Raw genomic sequence first — 20416 nt, forward strand, 5'->3', positions numbered from 1 at the left:
ATCCCTACTGTTTTGGGGTACTGACAGGTTGTTGCGGCTGTTGCTGCTGCGCCTTCCAACGCTCGATATTGCGTTGCAGCGCAGCTTCCGTCAGTCCGGACGCGGGCAATTCTGTCATCTTTTTGGCCAACTGTCCGCGCAACCACGGATCGTTGCACGCCGAGTTGTGGGAAACCGCGAGGAACAGCCCCGGTCGATCGATCGGTTGCTCGAAGGCCAACAGGTCATTGGCCATGCCCAATGCCTGTGCGGCTGCCATGCCCGAGTAGCGACCGGCGAGTACATATTCGACTTCACCCAGAAGCAATTTCTGAAAGGCCTGGGTGAGGTTTGCTGTCCGGGTCAGGGTCAATTGCTGCTCGGCGAAAGTAACGAATGCCTCGCTCATTCGAGACTTTTCCGACAAGCCACCGGTATGCCCGTGCAGGTCCTGCGCTGCGTTGTAAAACAAGGTCGAGCCTTTGCGCGTCCACACCAGATAGTCGTTTTCCAGCAGCGGCGGATAGATGTAGTCGAGGTTTTCGAGCTCATTGAAGGTCAGCGGAGCATCCGCGAGCAGGTCCATACGACCGCTGCGCACTTCATCCAGGGCTTGCGAGCGCTTGCCGGCGTAGAGCAATTGGACTTTGATGCCCAGCTCTTTGGCCACTTGCTGCAAAAGATCAGCACTGGCCCCCATCAATTGCTTGGGGTTCTGCGGGTCTTGCCACAGGTACGGCGGCGCATCCGGGCTGCCGGTGACGACGAGACGTTCGCACTTGCCGGCGGCCGCCACCAATCCCGGCAACAGCGCCAGTCCCAACAATAGCGAGCAGTGCAACCTGCGGCGCAGTTCCATGGCAAAACACTCCCACTCAATTGCGAGACAAAAAAAAGCCCGACCAAAAGGTCGGGCTCTTTATAAGTGAAGCTGCCGGATTAGACCAGCTTCTCCAGCTCAGGCACCGCTTCGAACAGATCCGCCACGAGACCATAATCGGCCACCTGGAAGATCGGCGCTTCCTCGTCCTTGTTGATCGCAACGATCACTTTGGAATCTTTCATGCCGGCCAGGTGCTGGATCGCGCCGGAAATACCGACGGCAATGTACAGCTGTGGCGCAACGATCTTGCCGGTCTGACCGACCTGCATATCGTTCGGTACGAAACCTGCGTCGACCGCAGCGCGCGAAGCACCGACGGCAGCGCCCAGCTTGTCGGCCAGGGCGTACAGGTGTTTGAAGTTGTCGCCGTTCTGCATGCCGCGGCCGCCGGAAACGACGATCTTGGCAGCGGTCAGTTCGGGACGATCGGACTTGGCCAGTTCTTCGTTGACGAAGCTGGAAGTACCGGCGTTGTGCGCGGCAGCCACGGCTTCAACAGCCGCAGAACCACCTTCAGCAGCCACCGGATCGAAACCGGTCGCACGCACGGTGATCACTTTGATCGCAGCGGTCGACTGTACGGTAGCGATGGCGTTACCGGCGTAGATCGGACGCTTGAAGGTGTCAGCGCTTTCTACCGAGATGATTTCGGAGATCTGATCAACATCCAACTGCGCGGCAACGCGCGGCAGGATGTTTTTGCCGTTGGAGGTGGCAGCAGCCAGGATATGGCTGTAGCCAGCGCCAAGCTCGGCAACCAGTGGCGCGACGTTTTCCGGCAGCTGATGCGCGTAAGCGGCATTGTCAGCGTTCAGGACTTTGCTCACACCTGCGATTTTCGCAGCGGCTTCAGCCACGGCGCCAGCGCCTTGGCCTGCGACCAGTACGTGGATGTCGCCACCGATTTTGGCAGCGGCAGCCACGGTGTTCAGTGTGGCCGGGGCCAGCACTTTGTTGTCGTGTTCGGCGATTACCAAGATAGTCATGATCAGATTACCTTCGCTTCGTTTTTCAGTTTCTCGACCAGTTCAGCCACCGACTTGACCTTGATGCCCGCGCTGCGTGCAGCCGGCGCTTCGACTTTCAGAGTCTTGTTGGTGGAGGCGGTGGAAACGCCCAAAGCGTCCGGAGTCAGCACTTCGAGAGGCTTCTTCTTGGCTTTCATGATGTTTGGCAGGGACGCATAACGCGGCTCGTTCAAACGCAGGTCAGTGGTGACGATCGCTGGCAGTTTCAGGGAAACGGTCTGCGCGCCGCCGTCGATTTCGCGGGTCACGGCAACGCTGTCGCCAGAGACTTCGACTTTCGAGGCGAAAGTGCCCTGACCGTAGCCGCTCAGTGCCGCGAGCATCTGGCCGGTCTGGTTGTTGTCGCTGTCGATGGCCTGTTTGCCCAGGATCACCAGTTGAGGCTGTTCCTTGTCAACCACGGCCTTGAGCAGCTTGGCCACGGCGAGGGAAGTCAGATCTTCAGCGGATTCGACGAGGATGGCGCGGTCGGCACCCAGAGCCAGCGCAGTGCGCAGTTGCTCTTGAGCGGTGGTCGGGCCGATGGAGACGACGACGATTTCAGTCGCAACACCTTTCTCTTTCAGGCGTACGGCTTCTTCCACTGCGATTTCGCAGAACGGGTTCATCGACATCTTGACGTTGGCGAGGTCTACGCCGGAATTGTCCGCCTTGACGCGAACCTTGACGTTGTAATCCACAACGCGTTTGACAGCTACAAGAACCTTCATGGATTCCTCGTTACTCTCCGGTGAAAAGAAAGTCGCCTAGGCGAACCTGGCGGTTGATGCTCATCGGGCTAAAAGGGCACCTCTAAAAACGCCGGCTTGTGTCGGGGTGATTTCACGAAGTGGAGTGCGATGACCGTTCGTCAGTGGTGACCGATAAGTCATTGATCTTCACGCTGTGTAAACTGCGCGCCAGGCCTGCGCTGCGCATCACCTTGTATTGCCTACGCCCTGTCTTTAGAGGTGCTCTTGAAACCGCCAGTCTGCCTACGGCGAGCGCAAAACCGCCCGTATATTGACCGGAACGCCTATTCCGGTCAATACGGCAAAATGGTCACTCATAAGCCGCGCTTCTTTGATTTCTCTGGGCTGGAGCCAATTCAAACAAACGTTTGTATTGGACGCTCGGAGTGGTGTAGATATAATGCGCCCCCTAGAGAGAAAGGTGGGTTTTCCAATATTCCCTTTGACGTTAACGTAAAGGCAATAGCGGATGCGACATCGAACCTCCAAATTAGAAAAAAAACTGTTGAGCCTTGAGTAGGAGATAGCCTGTGGAACGCGAATACATGGAATTCGACGTGGTCATCGTCGGTGCCGGCCCCGCTGGCCTGTCCGCCGCCTGCCGTCTGAAGCAGAAGGCCGCCGAAGCCGGTAAGGAAATCAGCGTCTGCGTGGTCGAAAAAGGCTCTGAAGTCGGCGCACACATCCTTTCCGGTGCCGTATTCGAACCCCGCGCTCTGAACGAATTGTTCCCGGACTGGAAAGAACTCGGCGCCCCGCTGCACACGCCGGTGACCCGCGATGACATTTTCGTGCTGAAAAACGCCGAAAGCGCGCAAAAAATCCCCGACTTCTTTGTGCCCAAGACCATGCACAACGAAGGCAACTATATTATTTCCCTCGGCAACCTGTGCCGCTGGCTGGCTCAGCAGGCCGAGAACCTGGGTGTGGAAATCTACCCGGGCTTCGCAGCTCAAGAAGCGCTGATCGACGAACAAGGCGTGGTCCGCGGGATCATCACCGGTGATCTGGGCGTTGACCGCGAAGGCAACCCGAAAGAAGGCCTGTACACCCCCGGCATGGAACTGCGTGGCAAATACACGCTGTTCGCCGAAGGTTGCCGTGGCCACATCGGCAAGCAACTGATCAAACGCTACAACCTCGACAGCGATGCCGACGCCCAGCACTACGGCATCGGCCTCAAGGAAATCTGGGAAATCGACCCGGCCAAACACCAGCCAGGCCTGGTGGTACACACCGCTGGTTGGCCGCTGGACATCATGGGCACCGAGAACACCGGCGGCTCGTTCCTCTATCACCTGGAAAACAACCAGGTTGTAGTCGGTCTGATCGTCGACCTGTCCTACAGCAACACCTACCTGTCGCCGTTCGACGAGTTCCAGCGCCTCAAGCATCACCCGGTGCTGGCTCAGTACCTGGAAGGCGGCAAGCGCATCAGCTACGGCGCTCGTGCCATTTGCAAGGGCGGCTTGAATTCGCTGCCGAAGATGGTCTTCAAGGGTGGCGCGCTGATCGGTTGCGACCTCGGCACCCTGAACTTCGCCAAGATCAAGGGCAGTCACACCGCGATGAAGTCCGGCATGCTCGCCGCCGAATCGGTGGCCGACGCGCTGTTCGCCGAAAAGGATGGCACCGAAGAGCTGAGCACTTACGTCGACGCGTTCAAGAAGAGCTGGCTGTACGACGAACTGTTTGCCAGCCGTAACTTCGGCCCGGCGATTCACAAATTCGGCGCCATTGTCGGCGGTGGTTTCAACTGGCTGGACCAGAACATCTTCGGCGGCAAACTGCCGTTCACTCTGCACGACACCAAGCCGGACTACGCCTGCCTCAAGCTCGCCGCCGACTGCAAGAAGATCGACTACCCGAAACCCGACGGCAAACTCAGCTTCGACAAACTCAGTTCGGTGTTCATCTCCGGTACCAACCACGAAGAAGAACAGCCGTGCCACCTGAAGCTGACCGACCCGAGCATCCCGATCAGCAAAAACCTGCCGTTGTACGACGAACCGGCGCAGCGCTACTGCCCGGCCGGCGTCTACGAAGTGATCACCAAGGAAGACGGCGAGAAACGCTTCCAGATCAACGCCCAGAACTGCGTGCACTGCAAGACCTGTGACATCAAGGACCCTGCGCAGAACATCACCTGGGTCACGCCGGAAGGCGCTGGCGGCCCGACTTACCCGAATATGTAAGCCGAACCGCTGAACATCGAGGCTCCCGAAATGGGGGCCTTTTTGTTGCCCGCAATATTTGCATCACCACGAAACCCGCTCCCTCAGGCACTGTGGCAACTCAGGCTACGCGCTCGTCCCCCGGGCTGCGCTCGAAATAACGTTTGTACTCGCGGCTGAACTGCGAAGTACTCTGATACCCCACCCGATGCGCCACCTGCGCCACACCCAACCCCTCCGCCACCAACAACGTCTGCGCCTTCAACAACCGCAAGCGCTTGAGATACTGCACCGGCGACAACAACGTGCTGCGTTTGAAGTGTTCGTGAAACGTCGAAACGCTCATGTTCGCGCAACTGGCCAGCGTCTCGACATTCAATGGCTCGGTGTAATGCGCATGCAGATGGCTGATCGACGCCGCCACCCTCGCAAATTGCCCCTGCTGCTCGACCAACGCCCGCAACACATCGGCCTGCGGCCCCCGCAATGCGACGAACAACAATTCACGCACCCGTGCCGGCCCGAGAATCTGGCATTCCAGCGGATCGTGCAGACAGCTCAGCAGCCGTTCGACACAACCGCGCATGTCATCGTCGAGCACCACCGACGTCATCGACTCTGGCGTCTGCGCCGGAATATGCCGCCCCGGCGCGAGTCCCATCGCCAGCACCAACTCGCCCAGCAACACCCGATCAATCGCCACCGACACCCCTAGCAACGGCGCATCCGGCAAGGCGAAGGTTTCACATTCAAAAGGCACCGGCAGCGCCTGAATCAAATAGTGCCCGGCACCGTATTCCATCGTCCGAGGCCCAAGGAACGCCAGTTTGCTGCCCTGGGCGATGATCATCAGACTCGGCTCATAAATGTGCGGGCCACGGGCGACGTCGCAACTGGCGCGCAACACCCGCACACCCGGCAGTCCGGTCCGGGAGTAACCGTCGCGCAGTGCCAGCGGTTCAATCAGTGAAACCAGCCTGGCATTGGCATCAAGGTGACGGGTCAATTGCATCGAAAGTGTCTTCACAAAATTCATGGAAAAAGGGATGAAAGCATCATCGCAGATCCTTTTGCCTATGCGACCGATCAAACCTGCATGCCGGAGGATTAGGCATGAGACCCGGAGGAATCGTCATGGCCGGACCGGCGCACGGCGCCCAAAATGCGCCGCCCCACCTGTCACTGCTTTTGCGAGGTTTCACATGTACACCGCCATCGGCTATGCGGCCCAATCGGCCACCACTCCCCTCGCCCCGATGAAGTTCGAACGTCGCAGCCCACGGGCCGATGATGTCGCCATCGAAATCCTCTACTGCGGCGTCTGCCACTCCGACATTCACCAGGCACGCAACGAATGGGGCATTGCTGTTTACCCGTTGATGCCCGGCCACGAGATCGTCGGAAAAGTCACCGCCATTGGTACGAATGTCACCCAGCATAAAGTAGGCGATCTGGTCGGCGTTGGCTGCATGGTCGATTCCTGCCGCACCTGCGAAGCCTGCCAATCGAACCTTGAGCAATATTGCCTCGAAGGCCCGACCATGACTTACGCCACCCCGGATCGGGTCGACGGCAGCAACACCATGGGCGGTTATTCGGACAGCATCGTCGTCAGCGAACACTTCGTGGTCCGCATTCCGGAAAAACTGGCATTGGCCAGCGCCGCACCGATCCTCTGCGCCGGCATCACCACGTACTCGCCGCTCAAGCACTACGGCGTCAAGGCTGGCGACAAGGTCGGGATCCTCGGCATGGGCGGCCTGGGCCACATGGGCATCAAGTTCGCCAAAGCCATGGGCGCTGAAGTGACCTTGTTCACCCGTTCGGCGAGCAAGGCTGAAGAGGGCCGTCGTCAGGGCGCCGATCATGTGATCGTCTCCACCGACGCCGAGCAGATGAAAGCCGCCGCCGGTTACTTCGACTTCCTGCTCGACACCATTCCGGTGCAACACGACCTGAACCCGTACCTCGACACCCTGCGTTTTGATGGCGTACACATTCTGGTCGGTCTGATCGAGCCGGTTGATCCACCGGTGCACGCCGCCAAACTGGTATTGGGTCGTCGCGTACTGGCCGGTTCCTTGATCGGCGGCGTCGCCGAAACCCAGGAAGTGCTGGATTTCTGCGCCGAGCACAACATCACCTGCGACATCGAAATGCTCGATATCCGCCAGATCAACGAAGCCTACGCCCGGATGATCGCTGGCGACGTGAAATACCGTTTCGTGATCGACATGGCAACGCTCAAGGTTTAAATCTTAAGCCCGAGTTCTGCCGACAGCCGGGCTGTGATCCCTTTGATCAGGGGAATCAGCTCGGCCATTTTTTCCAGTGGCATGTACGGCACGGTGCTGGCAATGCTGATCGCCGCGACGATACGTTTGCTTGCATCGCGGATCGGCGCCGCCACGCAACGGATCGACGGTTCATTGTCTTCCAGATCGAACGCGTAGCCACCAGCGATGTATTCAGCCATTCGCTGCTCAAGCTGTTCCCAAGATTGCTGGGGATGCTGCGGCCAGAACTGACTTTTCCCACCCGCCGGCAGGCTGATGTCGTACAGGCGCTGCCAATCCTGCGGCGAATCATCGAGCATCAAGGCCTTGCCGATCCCGGTGCGCGCCAACGGCATTCGATGGCCGACCCGCGAACGCATTTCGGGGCCATTGCGTCCCGGATTCTTCAGCAGATACAGCACTTCGTCGCCTTCGCGAATCCCCAGGTGAACGGTGTCTCCGGTCAGCGCTGACAACTCGTCCAGATACGGCCCGGCCAGACTCACCAGCGGCAACTCTTCGCGCGCCTGAAACCCCAACTCAATCAGCTTCGGCCCGAGCAAATACCCGACCTGCGGCACCACGCGCAGATAACGCTCGTCGACCAGACAACTGGCCAGTCGATGAGTGGTGCTGCGCGTCGTGCCGATCAGCCGTGCGATCTCCTTGAGATCGCGGGCGCCACTGGCCACGGCCTGCACCACGCCCAAGCCGCGCAGCAGCGTTTGCGTGCCGGTGGGCGCGGCGTCCTTGGTTTTTTCCGGGGCGTCTTCCTGCATATCCAGCCTTTACCGTTGAGCGAGGGAACGGGCGGCATTATGGTCGCCCGATGCTGACCACTACAACTTGATACGTTCGACCTTGCCCACCAGCAGCACGTAGGACAAAGCGCCGATCAACGCGAGAACCGCGATATAGGTGATCGCCGGGGCAAATGAATCGCCACTGGCGAGGAACCCGATCACGATCGGCGTGGCAATCGCCGACAGGTTGCCGATGAAATTGAACACCCCACCGGTCAGGCCGAGCAGCCGCGCCGGCGCGAGGGTCGACACCAGCGACCAGGTGATCGATGCCAGGCCGTTGCCGAAAAACGCCAGGGCCAGGAAGGCGATCACCAGCGGCGTCGACTCAACAAAGTTGGCACCGATGATCGACGTGGAGATCAGCAACCCGCCGATGATCGGCAACTTGCGCGCAAACCCTACGGTGTAACCGCGACGAATCAGCAAATCGGAAAAGAACCCCGAACACAGCACGCCAATGAACGCCGCGAGAAACGGCAGCGACGCCAACAGGCCGGACTTGATGAAGTCCATGCCGCGGTATTTCACCAGATAAGTCGGGAACCACGTCAGGAAGAACCACAGCGTCGAGTTAAGGCAGAACTGACCGAGGTAAATGCCCCACAACTTGCGCTGGCTGAGAACGATGCCCAGATCTGTCCAACTGAATTTGGCTTTGACCCTGGCAGACTCGGCCTGGATATCCACCAACCCGCCGCCCTCACGAATCAGATCGATTTCCGCCTCATTGACGCCTTTGAAATCTCGCGGCTCGCGATACACCGCGTACCAGATCGCCGCCCAGATGATGCCCACTGCACCGGTCGCAACGAACACCATGTGCCAACCGAATTCGTGTTGCAGCCAGGCCAGCACCGGGGTGAGAAAGGCCAGTCCGACGAATTGCCCGGAGGTATAGAAACCGATCGCCGTGGCGCGTTCGCGCTCAGGAAACCAGGTGGTGACCACGCGGCTATTGATCGGATAGGCCGGTGCCTCCAGCGCGCCGACGGCCATGCGCAGGACGAACAGCGCGATGAAACTGGCGGCGAAGCCAAGCATCACCGTGGCCACCGACCACAGCAGCAGCGCGACGCTGTACAGGATGCGTGGCGGCACTCGATCCACCAGCCAGCCGCCGGGGATCTGCATGGCGGCGTAGGTCCAGCCGAACGCGGAGAAAATCAGGCCGACGTGAATCGGGTCGATGCCCAGCTCAGTGGTCAGCGCCGGCGCGGCAATCGACAGGTTGCTGCGGTCGAGGTAGTTGATCACCACGGTGATGAACAGCAACACCATGATGAAAAAACGCTTACGGCTAGGCGTGACTAAAGACGCCTGCCCGGTGAGGGGTTGCGGTTGCATGGGGATGCCTCTTGTTATGTTTATTGAGGTCGTTGAATGCAGATACCCCATCCATGGAGATCTAAATGGTGGGAGCGGGCTTGCTCGCGAATGCGATGTGTCATCTGATGCAACATCGACTGACAAGCCCTCTCCCACAGGGGGACATCAGTGATGTCGGTGACTCACCACTCGGCAAAACTGCCATCGGCATGGCGCCAGATCGGGTTGCGCCAGCGGTGGCCGACGGCCGCACGTTCGATCACGTATTCCTCGTTGATCTCGATCCCCAAGCCGGGCCCATTCGGGATCTTCACGAAGCCTTTGTCGTAATCGAATACCTGCGGATCTTTCACGTAATCGAGCAAATCGTTGCTCTCGTTGTAATGGATGCCCAGGCTCTGCTCCTGGATAAACGCGTTGTAACAAGCCGCGTCCAATTGCAAACACGCCGCCAGCGCAATCGGCCCCAACGGGCAATGCAGCGCCAATGCCACGTCGTAGGCTTCGGCCATGTTGGCGATCTTGCGGGTTTCGGTGATGCCGCCCGCGTGGGAAGCATCCGGCTGGATGATGTCGACGTAACCTTCGCTCAACACCCGTTTAAAATCCCACCGCGAGAACAGTCGCTCACCGAGGGCAATCGGCGTGCTGGTCAGCGGCGCCAGCTCTTTCAACGCTTCATAGTTTTCGCTGAGCACAGGCTCCTCGATAAACATCAGTTTGTACGGATCGAGTTCCTTCATCAGCACCTTGGCCATGGGCTTGTGCACCCGGCCATGGAAGTCGACACCGATGCCCACGTTCGGCCCGACCGCATCACGCACGGCGGCGACGTTGGCCAACGCGAGGTCGACTTTTTCGAAGGAGTCGAGAAATTGCAGCTCTTCGGTGCCGTTCATTTTTACCGCGGTAAAACCACGACTGACGGCCTCTTTCGCGGCGCGTGCTGTATCGGCCGGACGGTCGCCACCGATCCACGAATACACACGGATCTTGTCGCGCACCTGACCGCCGAGCAGATCGCTGACCGACACACCGAGGGCCTTGCCCTTGATATCCCACAGGGCCTGATCGATGCCGGCCAGTGCACTCATGTGGATCGCGCCGCCACGGTAAAAGCCGCCGCGATACAGCACCGTCCAGATGTCTTCGATGTTGCGTGGGTCTTTGCCGATCAGGTAGTCGGACAATTCTTCTACGGCGGCCGCCACGGTGTGCGCGCGACCTTCAACCACAGGCTCGCCCCAACCGGTCACGCCTTCGTCGGTTTCGACTTTGAGGAAACACCAGCGCGGCGGGACGATGAAGGTGGTGAGTTTGGTGATTTTCATCTTGTTGTCTCTCTTGTTGGATGCGCCAGCGTTCTTAGCGAAGGACTTTCCAGGCAGTGACATAGGCCTTGGCATTGACCGCCACTTGCTCCGGCGTCATGCCCGGTTTGAATAGCCCGGAACCGAGGCCGAAACCTTTCACTCCGGCGTCGATAAATACCTGCATGTTGTCCGGGGTAATGCCGCCGACCGGCGCCAGCACCGTGCCCGTCGGCAACACCGCCAGCCAGGCTTTGACGACCGCCGGGCCCATCTGCTCGGCGGGAAACAGCTTGAGAATGTCTGCGCCCTCCGCCAGCGCCGCAAACGCTTCGGTCGGTGTGGCCACACCCGGCGACAGGTACAGCCCCGCCGCTTTCGCGGCGCGCAGTACCTTGGCATCGCTGTGCGGCATGACGATCACCTGGCCGCCCGCCTCTTTCACCAAGTCGACCTGCTCCGCCGACAACACCGTACCGGCACCGATCAGGCAATCGGCGGGCAAGGTCTTGCGCAGAATGTGGATACTTTCGTACGGCGATGGGGAATTAAGCGGTACTTCTATGACGCGAAATCCGGCTGTATACAGGACTTCTCCGACAGCGGCGGCTTCCTGCGGATACAGGCCCCGCAGGATCGCGATCAGACCGTTTTGCGCCAATGCTTGCTTGAGCATGTCAGGCCTCCAGTCAGGGTTAACGGGATGAGGGATCAATCAGTCCGGCGGCCAGCGCCAGTTGCCACAAACCACGCTCGGTGGCCTGTTCGGCCAGCGTGACCTTGGCGAAACCGCAGGCATCGAGCGCGCGGCTATAGCGCGCGCAGAGTGGCGCGTTGCCGATGAGGATGATCGAAGGAAGATTCGGGTTGTTGCGGCGACGCCGTTGCACTGAGGCGAGCGCCGCCAACTCATGACCGATCATCAGGCCGGACAGATAATCCGCTTGGGCCGTCGGGCTCAGTTCACCGGTCAGCCCCAAGGTACGGGCGCTAAACAACGTCGAGAGCACGCCGAGTTCACCGTCCGCCGACAGAGCCACCTGTACGCCCCGGTCAAACGCCTGACCATCGAACGCCGCACCTTGCTGTTGGGTACGGCCGAGGATGCTGTGATCACTGAGCACGGCGAATACTTCGCCGGTCATGAAGGTGTCGAAATGCGTGATGCAGCCATCGACCACCTCCACCCATTTCGAGTGACTGCCCGGCAGGCCGATCAACAGCTCATCGCCCGCCTCGACCGGAAGATTCTGCAGAACGCCGAGGACTTGCGTTTCTTCGCCGCGCATTACGTTCGGCAGACGCGAACGCTGAATCACGCCCGGCACGATATGCACTCGCGTACCGCGAAGACTGACAACTGTTTGTAGGGAGTTCCCGAGATTGGCGACGTTCGCCGGCGTCTCGCCGTAGGCCGCTTCGCGCCAGCCCTGAGCACTGCCGACCATGCCGCAAGCGATCACCGGCAGATCCGGCTGCGCATCGAGCCAGTCGCCACACGCCTCGTCGAAGGCCAGTTCAAAACCATCGGTGCATTCGCGACCGTTGATGACTCGCGGGGTTTTCGGCAGTTGCATGATCCCGGACGACAGCGAGCGCTGCTCCAGCACCACACCGCCCGCCGCAAGTTTGTAAGCACGTAATGAGGTCGTCCCCCAGTCGAGCGCGATCAATTGCGCCTGCATCGCTTCACCTGTTTTGTTTTTGGCAGTGAGTGCGACGGACTATAAACCTTGGCGCAGGAAAATCTCAATATATAAATATCAATCCCATATTATGGGATACGAGTGTGCGGCAAATATTGCTTTTCGCAGTCTTATCGATCCTCTGGTATGACTTCCTGAACCTCCCGGCGCCCTTCCGTCGGTTCACGCCCTACATGGGTGGCGGCCTGGGCTACAGCACCGTATCAATCAGTGGCCTGGAAGCCGGCGGCGTCCACTTCGGCAATACTCATCGCGACAACGTGTCGGCCTATCAACTCGGAGCCGGGGTCAGTTTCGAGCTCACCGATCAATGGTCCACATCCCTGGATTATCGATACCTCAAGACGCGCGATGCGCACTTCGGCGACATTCAGGGCCTGCCCCAAGGCGATGTGCGCACTGACTACAGCGCCCAGTCATTAATGCTCGGCCTGCATTATTGGTTCTAAGCGGTTAAATGCATCGACGCCTGGCACGGCGTCGCTATGACAAGCCTGAGGATTGAATAACGCCACTGCTGTTCCACGACGATATTCGGTGTCACTTCATTTCGCTGTCACAGTGCCTGTTGAAGTTGGCCAAATTTTCATGGCCAATCTCAAAGCAGATGTCTGCAGCCGACATCACTGTTTGCAACAACAGCCGGCCGGCGCGCTGAAGGCGTGCTGGCCGGCGTGTTCAAACATTAAAACCAGGTTTCCATTTGTATCCCGTATTGCCAAACACCTCCGGCGTTGAAGTCCGTCTTGCCGAAGTTGTCTGTGGAACTGTATCTGTCCAGATCCGAAGACCAGTTCATGAAACTGGCGAATACTCGTAATTCGGGACGTGTGAGAAGGTCTCCAACGTCAGGCTTGAAGGTCGGAGCGACCGTGAATTTCCAGAAGTTACCGTCGACCGCATTGCGTTGCCTGTAGCCCTTGGGGTCGAGGTCCATGGTTTGCCAGCTCATTTCGTAGGCCATCTCGAAATTGCTGTTGATTGCATTGGCCAAACGCACGTTCAGGGTCATCCAGCGGTAGTCGTCACCCTTGACGTATCTGTCCTTGCTCTGTTCGGCCAGCAAGCTGGGGCCGATACGCCAGCCGGGGGCAATGGGTGTCTCACCATAAAGCGCCAGGCGCAGAGCGCGGGCGTCGTCGATCAGTTCGCCATCCGAACCGATGTTCTTGACCTCTGCCCCCAAACCTTGTCCATAGAGCAGCGCCGTTTTGAAGAAGCCTTCCCGGCCGAAGAAGTTTTTCTGATGATTGGCCAACATGCTGTGCAAGCCGGAATCCGCAGGCGTCAGGCCTGCTTGATTGCTGCGATTGCCGAAGTCGTTTTTCTTTGAGCCAATGCCATTGAACATCCACTGCCACTGACCATTATCGAAGAACTGGTTGGAGGTCAGGATGTAGCTTTGCACATCGGCATTGACACCGCCCTCACTGAAATCCCCATAGCTACGCCCGATCAAAGAGTAGTTGGAGCGCCAGTTCTTGTTCATCTGCACATCGTAGATACCACCTCCGGTGCCGGCCAGATAGACCACGTCGGAGTCCAGCCAATGGATATCGAAGTTATCCCTGTCGAATCGTTTGCCTGCCCACAAGGTGGCGTTCTCGAACACTGAGTTGCCCTTGAAGGCGGCAAGATGATCGAGCTCGGTAAAGACCTGACGCACGTTCAGGTTGCTCTCGTCGGCCGTCCAGTCATTGGAGCTCTCCACACCATCGGCGATGGACACCGTGAATTTGGCGCGGGTGCCGTTCTGCGCATAGGTTTCTTTCGACAGGTCTATACGCATGTAGGTGTCGTCTTCGTTGCCGAGTCGCCCGACAGCACCACCAACTGAGCCGGCCGGCGTTGTATAAGGCCCGCCACGGCCTCCACCAAGCCCCTCGTCAATCAGCAATCCGGAGCGGGCATAGCCTTTGAAGCTGAACCCGTCTGTAAGGTGTCCAGTACTGCCCGTTTTTTCCATGCTGTCCTGACGGGCTTCGAGTTTTGCCAGCCGGGTATCCAAAGCAGGCGTCGAATGGGCGGCGGCAGTGGACGCAGCGGGCTGCAAAGCGGGAGTGGCGAGTTTGATTTGCTGCAGTTCCCTGGCGAGCGCCTGGGTTTGCTGTTCGGCTGCGGCTGCACGCTGTTCCGCTGCGCTGGCACGGGCTTCAAACGCGGCCATGCGCTCTTCCAGAGTCGCGGCCTGAGAGGTGGCCGCCGATGTGCCGAGCACGCCTGCGAGTAGCCAGCCTGATGCTTTCTGCATGTGGATTTCCCTGTTTTGTTTTTATTGTTTTGTTCCCGCGACCGGCCATTTTTCGTCAGTTGTGAATTGTCGCAATCGACGAAAAAAAGGATGCCCCATCGCAAATACGCTGCTACATTTGGCGATGTTAACGTTAACTTTTCTAAAAACAAAAATAAAGGGTGCTCAATGAAACATCTGAAATCTCTCCTGCCAGCCACACTGTTCGCCCTCTGTGCCGGGTTTCCATCCCTCTCGAACGCAGCCCATTTGACGATCTCGTGCGGTGCGGTGGGTGCGGAGTTACAACTCTGCAAGGAGGCTGTCGAGGCGTGGTCGAAACAGACCGGCAACAATGTAGAGGTGGTTTCCACGCCCAACTCGGCGACCGAGCGGTTGTCGTTCTACCAGCAGATCCTCAGCGCGCAGTCCGCCGACATCGACATCATTCAAATCGATATGGTGTGGCCGGGGATGCTGGCCAAACATCTGCTGGATCTGCGCGAGGTGCTTCCTGCCAACGCGACCCAGGGCTACTTCCAGGCACAGGTGGATAACGCCACGGTGAATGGACGGTTGGTGACGATGCCGTGGTTCACTGACTCGGGCCTGCTGTATTACCGCAAAGACTTGCTCGAAAAGTACCACCAGCCAGTTCCCCAGACCTGGCAAGAAATGACCGCGACCGCCAGAAGTATTCAACAGGCCGAACGCGCTGCCGGGAACCCCAATGCGTGGGGTTACATTTTTCAGGGGCGCGCCTACGAGGGCCTGACGTGCAATGCGCTGGAATGGATCAGCAGCCAACCGCAAGGCGGACTGGTCAATCCACGAGGCGACATCGTGGTCAACAGTCAGGCCTCGAAAACGGCTTTGACCCTGGCGAAAAGCTGGGTAGGAGACATCTCCCCGCGTGGCGTACTCAACTACACCGAGGAGGAAGGACGTGGCGTATTCCAATCGGGAAATGCGCTGTTCATGCGTAACTGGCCGTATGTCTGGGCCTTGGTACAAAGCCAGGACAGCGCCGTAAAAGACAAGGTTGGGGTCGCTCCCCTGCCCCGCGGCGGCGAAGCCGGCACACATGCCTCCACCCTCGGTGGCTGGGGCCTGGCGGTATCGCGCTACAGTGCCAACCCAAAACTTGCCGCAGAGCTGGTGAACTATCTGACCAGTGCCCAAGAGCAAAAACACCGTGCCCTGATTGGCGCCTATAACCCGGTTATCGAGTCGCTGTATCAAGACCCCGAATTGCTCGCGGCCATGCCTTATTACGCTCAGTTGCACAGCATTCTCAACGATGGGGTGATGCGCCCCGCCTCCATCACTGCCGATCGCTATCCACGGGTCTCCAATGCGTTCTTCGATCGAGTGCATGGCGTGCTGGCGGGCGAGTTGCCTGTCGATCAAGCGCTGGCCGAACTGGAAAGCGAACTCACGCGTATCAAACGCCAGAACTGGTAAGCCACAAGGAAGGAAATCACCATGTCTGCCTCCACTACACTCGCCCCCGGCGACGAAGAGCACCTGCTCACTCGGGAAACGCCGGTACAACGCCGTCGCGTTCGCGCCGCGTGGCTATTCCTGAGCCCGATGTTGCTGTGCCTGGCCCTGGTGGCGGCCTGGCCGCTGCTGCGCACATTCTGGTTTAGCCTGACCGACGCAAGCCTGGCCGAGACGGGCGATGCAACCTTTGTCGGCTTGAGCAATTATCTGTTTCACAGCAGTGCCGGCTGGTCGGGCATCCTGGTCGATCCGCAATGGTGGAATGCGGTGCGCAATACGTTGCATTTCACTGTGGTGTCGGTGGGACTGGAAGTCGTCCTGGGGCTGCTGGTGGCGTTGCTGTTGAACATCAAGTTCACCGGCCGTTCGCTGGTGCGTGCGTTGATTCTGATTCCCTGGGCGATTCCAACCATTGTCTCGGCGAAGATCTGGTCATGGATGCTTAACGACCAGTTCGGCATCATCAATCACCTGATGCTGAGCCTCGGCCTGATCGATGCGCCTCTGGCCTGGACAGCCGATGCAGATCTGTCGATGTGGGCGGTGATCATCGTCGACGTCTGGAAGACCGTGCCTTTTGTCACGCTGCTGATGCTCGCGGCCTTGCAGATGTTGCCGAGCGATTGTTACGAAGCCGCCAGGGTCGATGGCATTCATCCGCTGAAAGTGTTCTGGCGTGTCACGCTGCCACTGTTGATGCCTGCTCTGCTGGTGGCGGCCATCTTCCGCATCCTCGACTCCTTGCGGGTATTCGACGTCATCTATGTGCTGACCTCGAACTCATCAAGCACCATGAGCATGTCGGTCTATGCCCGCCAACACCTGGTGGAGTTTCAGGACGTCGGTTACGGCAGCGCCGCTTCGACCTTGCTGTTTCTGGTCGTAGCGGTAATCGCCATGGCTTACCTGTACCTCGGACGCCGTCAACTGGAGGTCCGCTCATGAGCCCGCGCCTGCTGAAAAAAACCCTGCTGCGTCTCGGGTTCTGGTGCCTGATCGGGGTGTTGCTGCTGTATGCGGTCTTCCCTTTCTACTACGCCATCGTGACGTCGCTGAAGCCGTCCAGCGCCTTGTTCGAGGTGAGCTACTGGATCGAAACTCCCGACTTCTCCAATTACACGACGGTACTCCACCAAGCCTCATTCCTGCGGGCGATTGGTAATTCGCTGGTGGTTGCGTTGTGCGTAGTGACACTGGCGCTGTTCCTCAGCCTGACCGCCGCCTATGCCTTGGGAAGGGTGAAATTCCGTGGACGTGGCACGGTATTGATGATGGTTCTGGGCGTGTCGATGTTTCCCCAAGTCGCCGTACTGTCGGGGCTGTTCGAAGTGATCCGCGCCCTGGGTCTGTACAACACGTCTTTGGCGTTGATCCTGAGCTACACGATTTTCACCCTGCCCTTCACCGTCTGGGTGCTCACCACGTTCATGGGCCAACTGCCCCATGAACTGGAAGAAGCGGCAATCATGGATGGCGCCTCGCCCTGGGTCACGCTGACCCGAGTGCTGTTGCCGTTGCTATGGCCCGCACTGGTCACCACGGGTTTGTTGGCCTTCATCGCCGCGTGGAACGAGTTCCTGTTTGCCCTGACCTTCACCCTCACCGACACCCAACGCACCGTGCCAGTCGCCATCGCTTTGATTTCCGGCGGCAGCCCCCATGAGTTGCCTTGGGGATTGTTGATGGCCGCCTCCGTGGTGGTCACCGTCCCACTGGTGATTCTGGTGCTGATCTTCCAGCGCCGAATCGTTTCCGGTCTCACTGCCGGCGCGTTAAAGGGTTGATGCCCAACAAAGACAAGGAACAGCATCATGATCAAATTGAAACTGGACAACGTGAACAAACAACTGGGCGGCGTACGGATTCTGCGCGACGTCAGCCTGGAGATCGCGGCGGGTGAATTCGTGGTGTTCGTCGGCCCTTCGGGCTGCGGAAAGTCGACCCTGCTGCGATTGATCGCCGGACTGGATTCGATCTGCGGCGGCGACCTGCTGATCGACGGGCGACGGGTCAACGACCTGGAACCGCGCGAGCGAGGCGTCGGCATGGTATTTCAGTCTTATGCGCTGTACCCGCACATGAGCGTCTACGACAACATCAGCTTTGGTCTCAAACTGGCCAAGACTGAAAAGAGCAGCCTGCGCGAGCGCGTGCTGAAAACCGCGCAAATCCTGCAATTGGACAAACTGCTGCAACGCAAGCCAAAAGAACTGTCCGGTGGGCAGCGTCAGCGTGTGGCCATGGGCAGAGCCATGGCGCGCGAACCGGACATTTTGTTGTTCGATGAGCCGCTTTCGAATCTGGATGCATCCTTGCGTGTGCAGATGCGCAACGAAATCGCCCGGCTGCATGATCGACTGGCCTCGACCATGATCTACGTCACCCACGATCAAGTGGAAGCGATGACCCTGGCTGACAAAATTGTGGTGCTCAATGGCGGTCGCGTAGAACAGGTCGGTTCACCGCGCGAACTCTATGAGCGCCCGGCCAGTCGCTTTGTTGCCGGTTTTCTCGGTTCGCCAAAAATGAACTTCCTTGCGGCGCGCCTGCATGCGCCGGGCGAAACCAGCCTGATCGACACCGCCGTTTTGGGTATGACCGCCCTGCCCTTCGACAGCTCGAACCTGGCGGCGGGCACGCAGTTGAGCCTCGGAATTCGTCCGGAGCACGTCTCGCTCAAGGCGGCGGATGGAACCGCCGGCGTCGTCGTGACCGGGGTCGAATACCTGGGCAGCGAAACCTATGTGCACCTGGATACCGGTCAGGACGAGCCGCTGACCTGTCGTTGTGAGGTCAGCGCCGGTTGGCAGGTGGGCGATCGGGTCGAATTGCAACTGGACATCGACAACCTGCACCTGTTCGACGCCGACGGCGCAGCCTTGAAGCGCCATCCTCAAGCCACTGAAACCCTGCCCGACGGCGTCCCTCTGCGCCCGGTACGAGCACGCGCCCTATGACCTTGTCTTTGAAGACCCTGAGCGATCCAATGCCTTGCACCCTTGACCTTGCGCAGCGTGCGCTGAGTGATGGCCTGTCCCGCGTCATCCAGGATTATCGACCCGGTTATCATATTGCCCCCCCGGCAGGCTGGATGAACGACCCTAACGGGGTCGTGTACTTTCGGGGCGAATATCACGTTTTCTATCAACATAACCCCTTCGAAGCGAAATGGGGCCCGATGTATTGGGGTCATGCCAAGAGTGCCGATCTCGTTCATTGGCAGCACCTACCCATAGCGCTGGCACCGGGCGATGACTTCGACCGTGACGGATGTTTTTCCGGTAGCGCTGTGGTGTGCGCAGATACCCTGGCACTGATCTACACCGGACACACCTGGCTGGGGGAAGTGGGTGACGAGCGCTTGATCCGTCAAGTGCAGTGCCTGGCAACCAGCACCGATGGCATCCGGTTCGTCAAGCATGGCGCCGTCATCGAGACCGCGCCGCAAGACACGATCATGCACTTTCGTGACCCCAAGGTATGGAAGGAGGATGACTATTGGTACCTGATTGCCGGCGCACGCCTGGGCGATAGGCCGCTGCTCCCGCTGTACCGTTCCACGGATCTGCACGTTTGGGAGTTCCTTGACTATGTATCCAGCGGCAGCGAGGGCGATGGCTATATGTGGGAGTGCCCGGATCTGTTTCGACTGAACGGACGCGATGTGCTGCTGTACTCCCCCCAAGGCATGTCATCCCAAGGTTACGACCGACTCAACAAGTACCAGACCGGTTACCGAGTGGGCCGACTCGACAGCGACTGGCACTTCACTGGCGGGCCTTTTATCGAGCTGGATAACGGCCACGATTTCTATGCCGCGCAAACGCTATTGGCCGCCGATGGCCGGCGCCTCGTGTGGGCATGGCTCGACATGTGGGAAAGCCCGATGCCGAGCCAGGCCCATCACTGGTGCGGCATGCTCGGTTTGCCACGCGAACTTGAACTGTGCGCCGATCGCCTTTGCGTGTTTCCGGCACGGGAGCTCACCGCTCTGCGCACAGCGCCATTACCGGGCACGCTTTGGTGGGAGGAGTCGGGAGCCCGGTGGGTGCCAGAAGTGAATGGCGATATGCTCGAAATCCATGTGCATCTGGACTTGCTCGGCTGCACCGACGGCCACCTGGGCATCGCCTTGCGCTGCAGCGTCGATGGCCAGGAAGAAACGCGGCTCTACTACGATGCGTCACTGCAGCGTCTGGTGCTTGACCGTAGCCGCTCGGGTACGCAAGTCACAGGTCAACGCAGCGTGTCGATAGACCCGACACAAGCGCGACTGGAACTACGGGTGTTCCTCGATCGCTCATCGATTGAGGTGTTCGACGAAAACGGGCGCTTCAGCCTCAGCAGTCGCCTCTACCCAAAGCCCGACAGTCTTGGCGTGAAGCTTCTTGCAAGCGGCAGTGGCGGGCGCGTCTCGATTACCAGGGCATGGCCTCTCGCCTCGGGATGGCTATGAGCAGC

The 20416-nt window shown here is 59.1% G+C and carries 18 protein-coding genes; 8 read left to right on the forward strand and 10 right to left on the reverse strand.

Annotation, left to right across the window (positions count from 1 at the left end; all coding sequences use genetic code 11):
• Window positions 1–4: 4 nt before the first annotated feature.
• The 3 genes from AACY50_RS05195 to AACY50_RS05205 all read right to left on the reverse strand — a co-directional run bounded on the left by AACY50_RS05195 (window position 5) and on the right by AACY50_RS05205 (window position 2600).
• Window positions 5–838, reverse strand: coding sequence for a substrate-binding periplasmic protein (locus AACY50_RS05195; RefSeq protein ID WP_339431116.1), 834 nt, complete (start codon window positions 836–838; stop codon window positions 5–7).
• An 80-nt stretch (window positions 839–918) separates the two neighbouring features.
• The gene (locus AACY50_RS05200) at window positions 919–1848 is read right to left on the reverse strand and encodes an electron transfer flavoprotein subunit alpha/FixB family protein (protein WP_311997938.1); all 930 of its coding nucleotides are present in this window, start codon (window positions 1846–1848) and stop codon (window positions 919–921) included.
• Between the two features lie 2 nt (window positions 1849–1850).
• Window positions 1851–2600 carry an electron transfer flavoprotein subunit beta/FixA family protein gene (locus AACY50_RS05205; protein WP_007908338.1) on the reverse strand — a complete coding sequence of 250 codons (750 nt, stop codon included), beginning with the start codon at window positions 2598–2600 and terminating at the stop codon, window positions 1851–1853.
• A 551-nt stretch (window positions 2601–3151) separates the two neighbouring features.
• Between AACY50_RS05205 and AACY50_RS05210 the strand changes: the two genes are divergently transcribed.
• Entirely contained in the window at window positions 3152–4816 is a 1665-nt protein-coding gene (locus tag AACY50_RS05210) for an electron transfer flavoprotein-ubiquinone oxidoreductase (protein WP_339464910.1), read from the forward strand.
• 100 nt (window positions 4817–4916) lie between these two features.
• On the opposite strand, the gene AACY50_RS05215 is transcribed toward AACY50_RS05210, so the two are convergent.
• Window positions 4917–5807, reverse strand: a complete 891-nt coding sequence (locus tag AACY50_RS05215; protein ID WP_339464909.1) for an AraC family transcriptional regulator — start codon at window positions 5805–5807, stop codon at window positions 4917–4919.
• Between the two features lie 190 nt (window positions 5808–5997).
• Between AACY50_RS05215 and AACY50_RS05220 the strand changes: the two genes are divergently transcribed.
• Window positions 5998–7050, forward strand: a complete 1053-nt coding sequence (locus tag AACY50_RS05220; protein WP_339431113.1) for an NAD(P)-dependent alcohol dehydrogenase — start codon at window positions 5998–6000, stop codon at window positions 7048–7050.
• Here AACY50_RS05220 and AACY50_RS05225 read toward each other — a convergent pair.
• From AACY50_RS05225 to AACY50_RS05245, 5 genes are all read right to left on the reverse strand, one after another.
• Window positions 7047–7850 (reverse strand): IclR family transcriptional regulator, encoded by an 804-nt coding sequence (locus tag AACY50_RS05225; RefSeq protein WP_339464907.1) that lies wholly within the window; start codon window positions 7848–7850, stop codon window positions 7047–7049. The two genes, AACY50_RS05220 and AACY50_RS05225, sit on opposite strands and share 4 nt — an antisense overlap.
• A 60-nt stretch (window positions 7851–7910) precedes the next feature.
• The gene (locus AACY50_RS05230) at window positions 7911–9221 is read right to left on the reverse strand and encodes an MFS transporter (protein WP_339431111.1); all 1311 of its coding nucleotides are present in this window, start codon (window positions 9219–9221) and stop codon (window positions 7911–7913) included.
• Between the two features lie 164 nt (window positions 9222–9385).
• Window positions 9386–10534, reverse strand: a complete 1149-nt coding sequence (gene dgoD / locus AACY50_RS05235) for a galactonate dehydratase (protein WP_339431110.1) — start codon at window positions 10532–10534, stop codon at window positions 9386–9388.
• Between the two features lie 34 nt (window positions 10535–10568).
• Window positions 10569–11189: a 2-dehydro-3-deoxy-6-phosphogalactonate aldolase gene (locus AACY50_RS05240; RefSeq protein WP_339464906.1), complete on the reverse strand. Its 621-nt coding sequence runs from the start codon at window positions 11187–11189 to the stop codon at window positions 10569–10571.
• A gap of 19 nt (window positions 11190–11208) precedes the next feature.
• Window positions 11209–12198, reverse strand: coding sequence for a 2-dehydro-3-deoxygalactonokinase (locus AACY50_RS05245; protein ID WP_339493593.1), 990 nt, complete (start codon window positions 12196–12198; stop codon window positions 11209–11211).
• A gap of 116 nt (window positions 12199–12314) precedes the next feature.
• On the opposite strand from AACY50_RS05245, the gene AACY50_RS05250 reads away from it, so the two are divergent.
• Window positions 12315–12668, forward strand: coding sequence for an outer membrane protein (locus AACY50_RS05250; RefSeq protein ID WP_445261469.1), 354 nt, complete (start codon window positions 12315–12317; stop codon window positions 12666–12668).
• Between the two features lie 236 nt (window positions 12669–12904).
• Here AACY50_RS05250 and AACY50_RS05260 read toward each other — a convergent pair whose 3' ends face one another.
• On the reverse strand, window positions 12905–14470 hold the full coding sequence (locus AACY50_RS05260; RefSeq protein ID WP_339431098.1) for a carbohydrate porin: 1566 nt from the start codon (window positions 14468–14470) through the stop codon (window positions 12905–12907).
• Between the two features lie 168 nt (window positions 14471–14638).
• Between AACY50_RS05260 and AACY50_RS05265 the strand changes: the two genes are divergently transcribed.
• Genes AACY50_RS05265 through AACY50_RS05285 form a run of 5 tightly spaced genes read left to right on the forward strand, consistent with a single transcriptional unit; the run spans window position 14639 to window position 20411 of the window.
• Entirely contained in the window at window positions 14639–15913 is a 1275-nt protein-coding gene (locus AACY50_RS05265) for an ABC transporter substrate-binding protein (RefSeq protein WP_339464900.1), read from the forward strand.
• Window positions 15914–15934: 21 nt separating this feature from the next.
• A complete protein-coding gene (locus tag AACY50_RS05270) occupies window positions 15935–16900 on the forward strand; it encodes a carbohydrate ABC transporter permease (RefSeq protein WP_339431096.1) in 966 nt (321 codons plus the stop codon).
• On the forward strand, window positions 16897–17739 hold the full coding sequence (locus AACY50_RS05275; protein ID WP_339431095.1) for a carbohydrate ABC transporter permease: 843 nt from the start codon (window positions 16897–16899) through the stop codon (window positions 17737–17739). Before AACY50_RS05270 ends, AACY50_RS05275 begins: the two co-directional genes overlap by 4 nt.
• Before the next feature lie 27 nt (window positions 17740–17766).
• Window positions 17767–18912 (forward strand): ABC transporter ATP-binding protein, encoded by a 1146-nt coding sequence (locus AACY50_RS05280; RefSeq protein ID WP_339431094.1) that lies wholly within the window; start codon window positions 17767–17769, stop codon window positions 18910–18912.
• A gap of 29 nt (window positions 18913–18941) precedes the next feature.
• A complete protein-coding gene (locus AACY50_RS05285; RefSeq protein WP_445261471.1) occupies window positions 18942–20411 on the forward strand; it encodes a glycoside hydrolase family 32 protein in 1470 nt (489 codons plus the stop codon).
• Window positions 20412–20416 lie beyond the last annotated feature (5 nt).

It is taken from the genome of Pseudomonas sp. RA_15y_Pfl2_54, assembly GCF_963971015.1.
GTDB lineage: Bacteria > Pseudomonadota > Gammaproteobacteria > Pseudomonadales > Pseudomonadaceae > Aquipseudomonas > Aquipseudomonas baetica_A.

Coding starts and splice junctions, on each gene's coding strand:
- AACY50_RS05195 (WP_339431116.1), bottom strand. CDS start 838: ATGGAACTGCGCCGCAGGTTGCACTGCTCGCTATTGTTGGGACTGGCG.
- AACY50_RS05225 (WP_339464907.1), bottom strand. CDS start 7,850: ATGCAGGAAGACGCCCCGGAAAAAACCAAGGACGCCGCGCCCACCGGC.
- AACY50_RS05260 (WP_339431098.1), bottom strand. CDS start 14,470: ATGCAGAAAGCATCAGGCTGGCTACTCGCAGGCGTGCTCGGCACATCG.
- dgoD (WP_339431110.1), bottom strand. CDS start 10,534: ATGAAAATCACCAAACTCACCACCTTCATCGTCCCGCCGCGCTGGTGT.
- AACY50_RS05200 (WP_311997938.1), bottom strand. CDS start 1,848: ATGACTATCTTGGTAATCGCCGAACACGACAACAAAGTGCTGGCCCCG.
- AACY50_RS05275 (WP_339431095.1), top strand. CDS start 16,897: ATGAGCCCGCGCCTGCTGAAAAAAACCCTGCTGCGTCTCGGGTTCTGG.
- AACY50_RS05240 (WP_339464906.1), bottom strand. CDS start 11,189: ATGCTCAAGCAAGCATTGGCGCAAAACGGTCTGATCGCGATCCTGCGG.
- AACY50_RS05285 (WP_445261471.1), top strand. CDS start 18,942: ATGCCTTGCACCCTTGACCTTGCGCAGCGTGCGCTGAGTGATGGCCTG.
- AACY50_RS05270 (WP_339431096.1), top strand. CDS start 15,935: ATGTCTGCCTCCACTACACTCGCCCCCGGCGACGAAGAGCACCTGCTC.
- AACY50_RS05230 (WP_339431111.1), bottom strand. CDS start 9,221: ATGCAACCGCAACCCCTCACCGGGCAGGCGTCTTTAGTCACGCCTAGC.
- AACY50_RS05280 (WP_339431094.1), top strand. CDS start 17,767: ATGATCAAATTGAAACTGGACAACGTGAACAAACAACTGGGCGGCGTA.
- AACY50_RS05245 (WP_339493593.1), bottom strand. CDS start 12,198: ATGCAGGCGCAATTGATCGCGCTCGACTGGGGGACGACCTCATTACGT.
- AACY50_RS05205 (WP_007908338.1), bottom strand. CDS start 2,600: ATGAAGGTTCTTGTAGCTGTCAAACGCGTTGTGGATTACAACGTCAAG.
- AACY50_RS05265 (WP_339464900.1), top strand. CDS start 14,639: ATGAAACATCTGAAATCTCTCCTGCCAGCCACACTGTTCGCCCTCTGT.
- AACY50_RS05220 (WP_339431113.1), top strand. CDS start 5,998: ATGTACACCGCCATCGGCTATGCGGCCCAATCGGCCACCACTCCCCTC.
- AACY50_RS05215 (WP_339464909.1), bottom strand. CDS start 5,807: ATGCAATTGACCCGTCACCTTGATGCCAATGCCAGGCTGGTTTCACTG.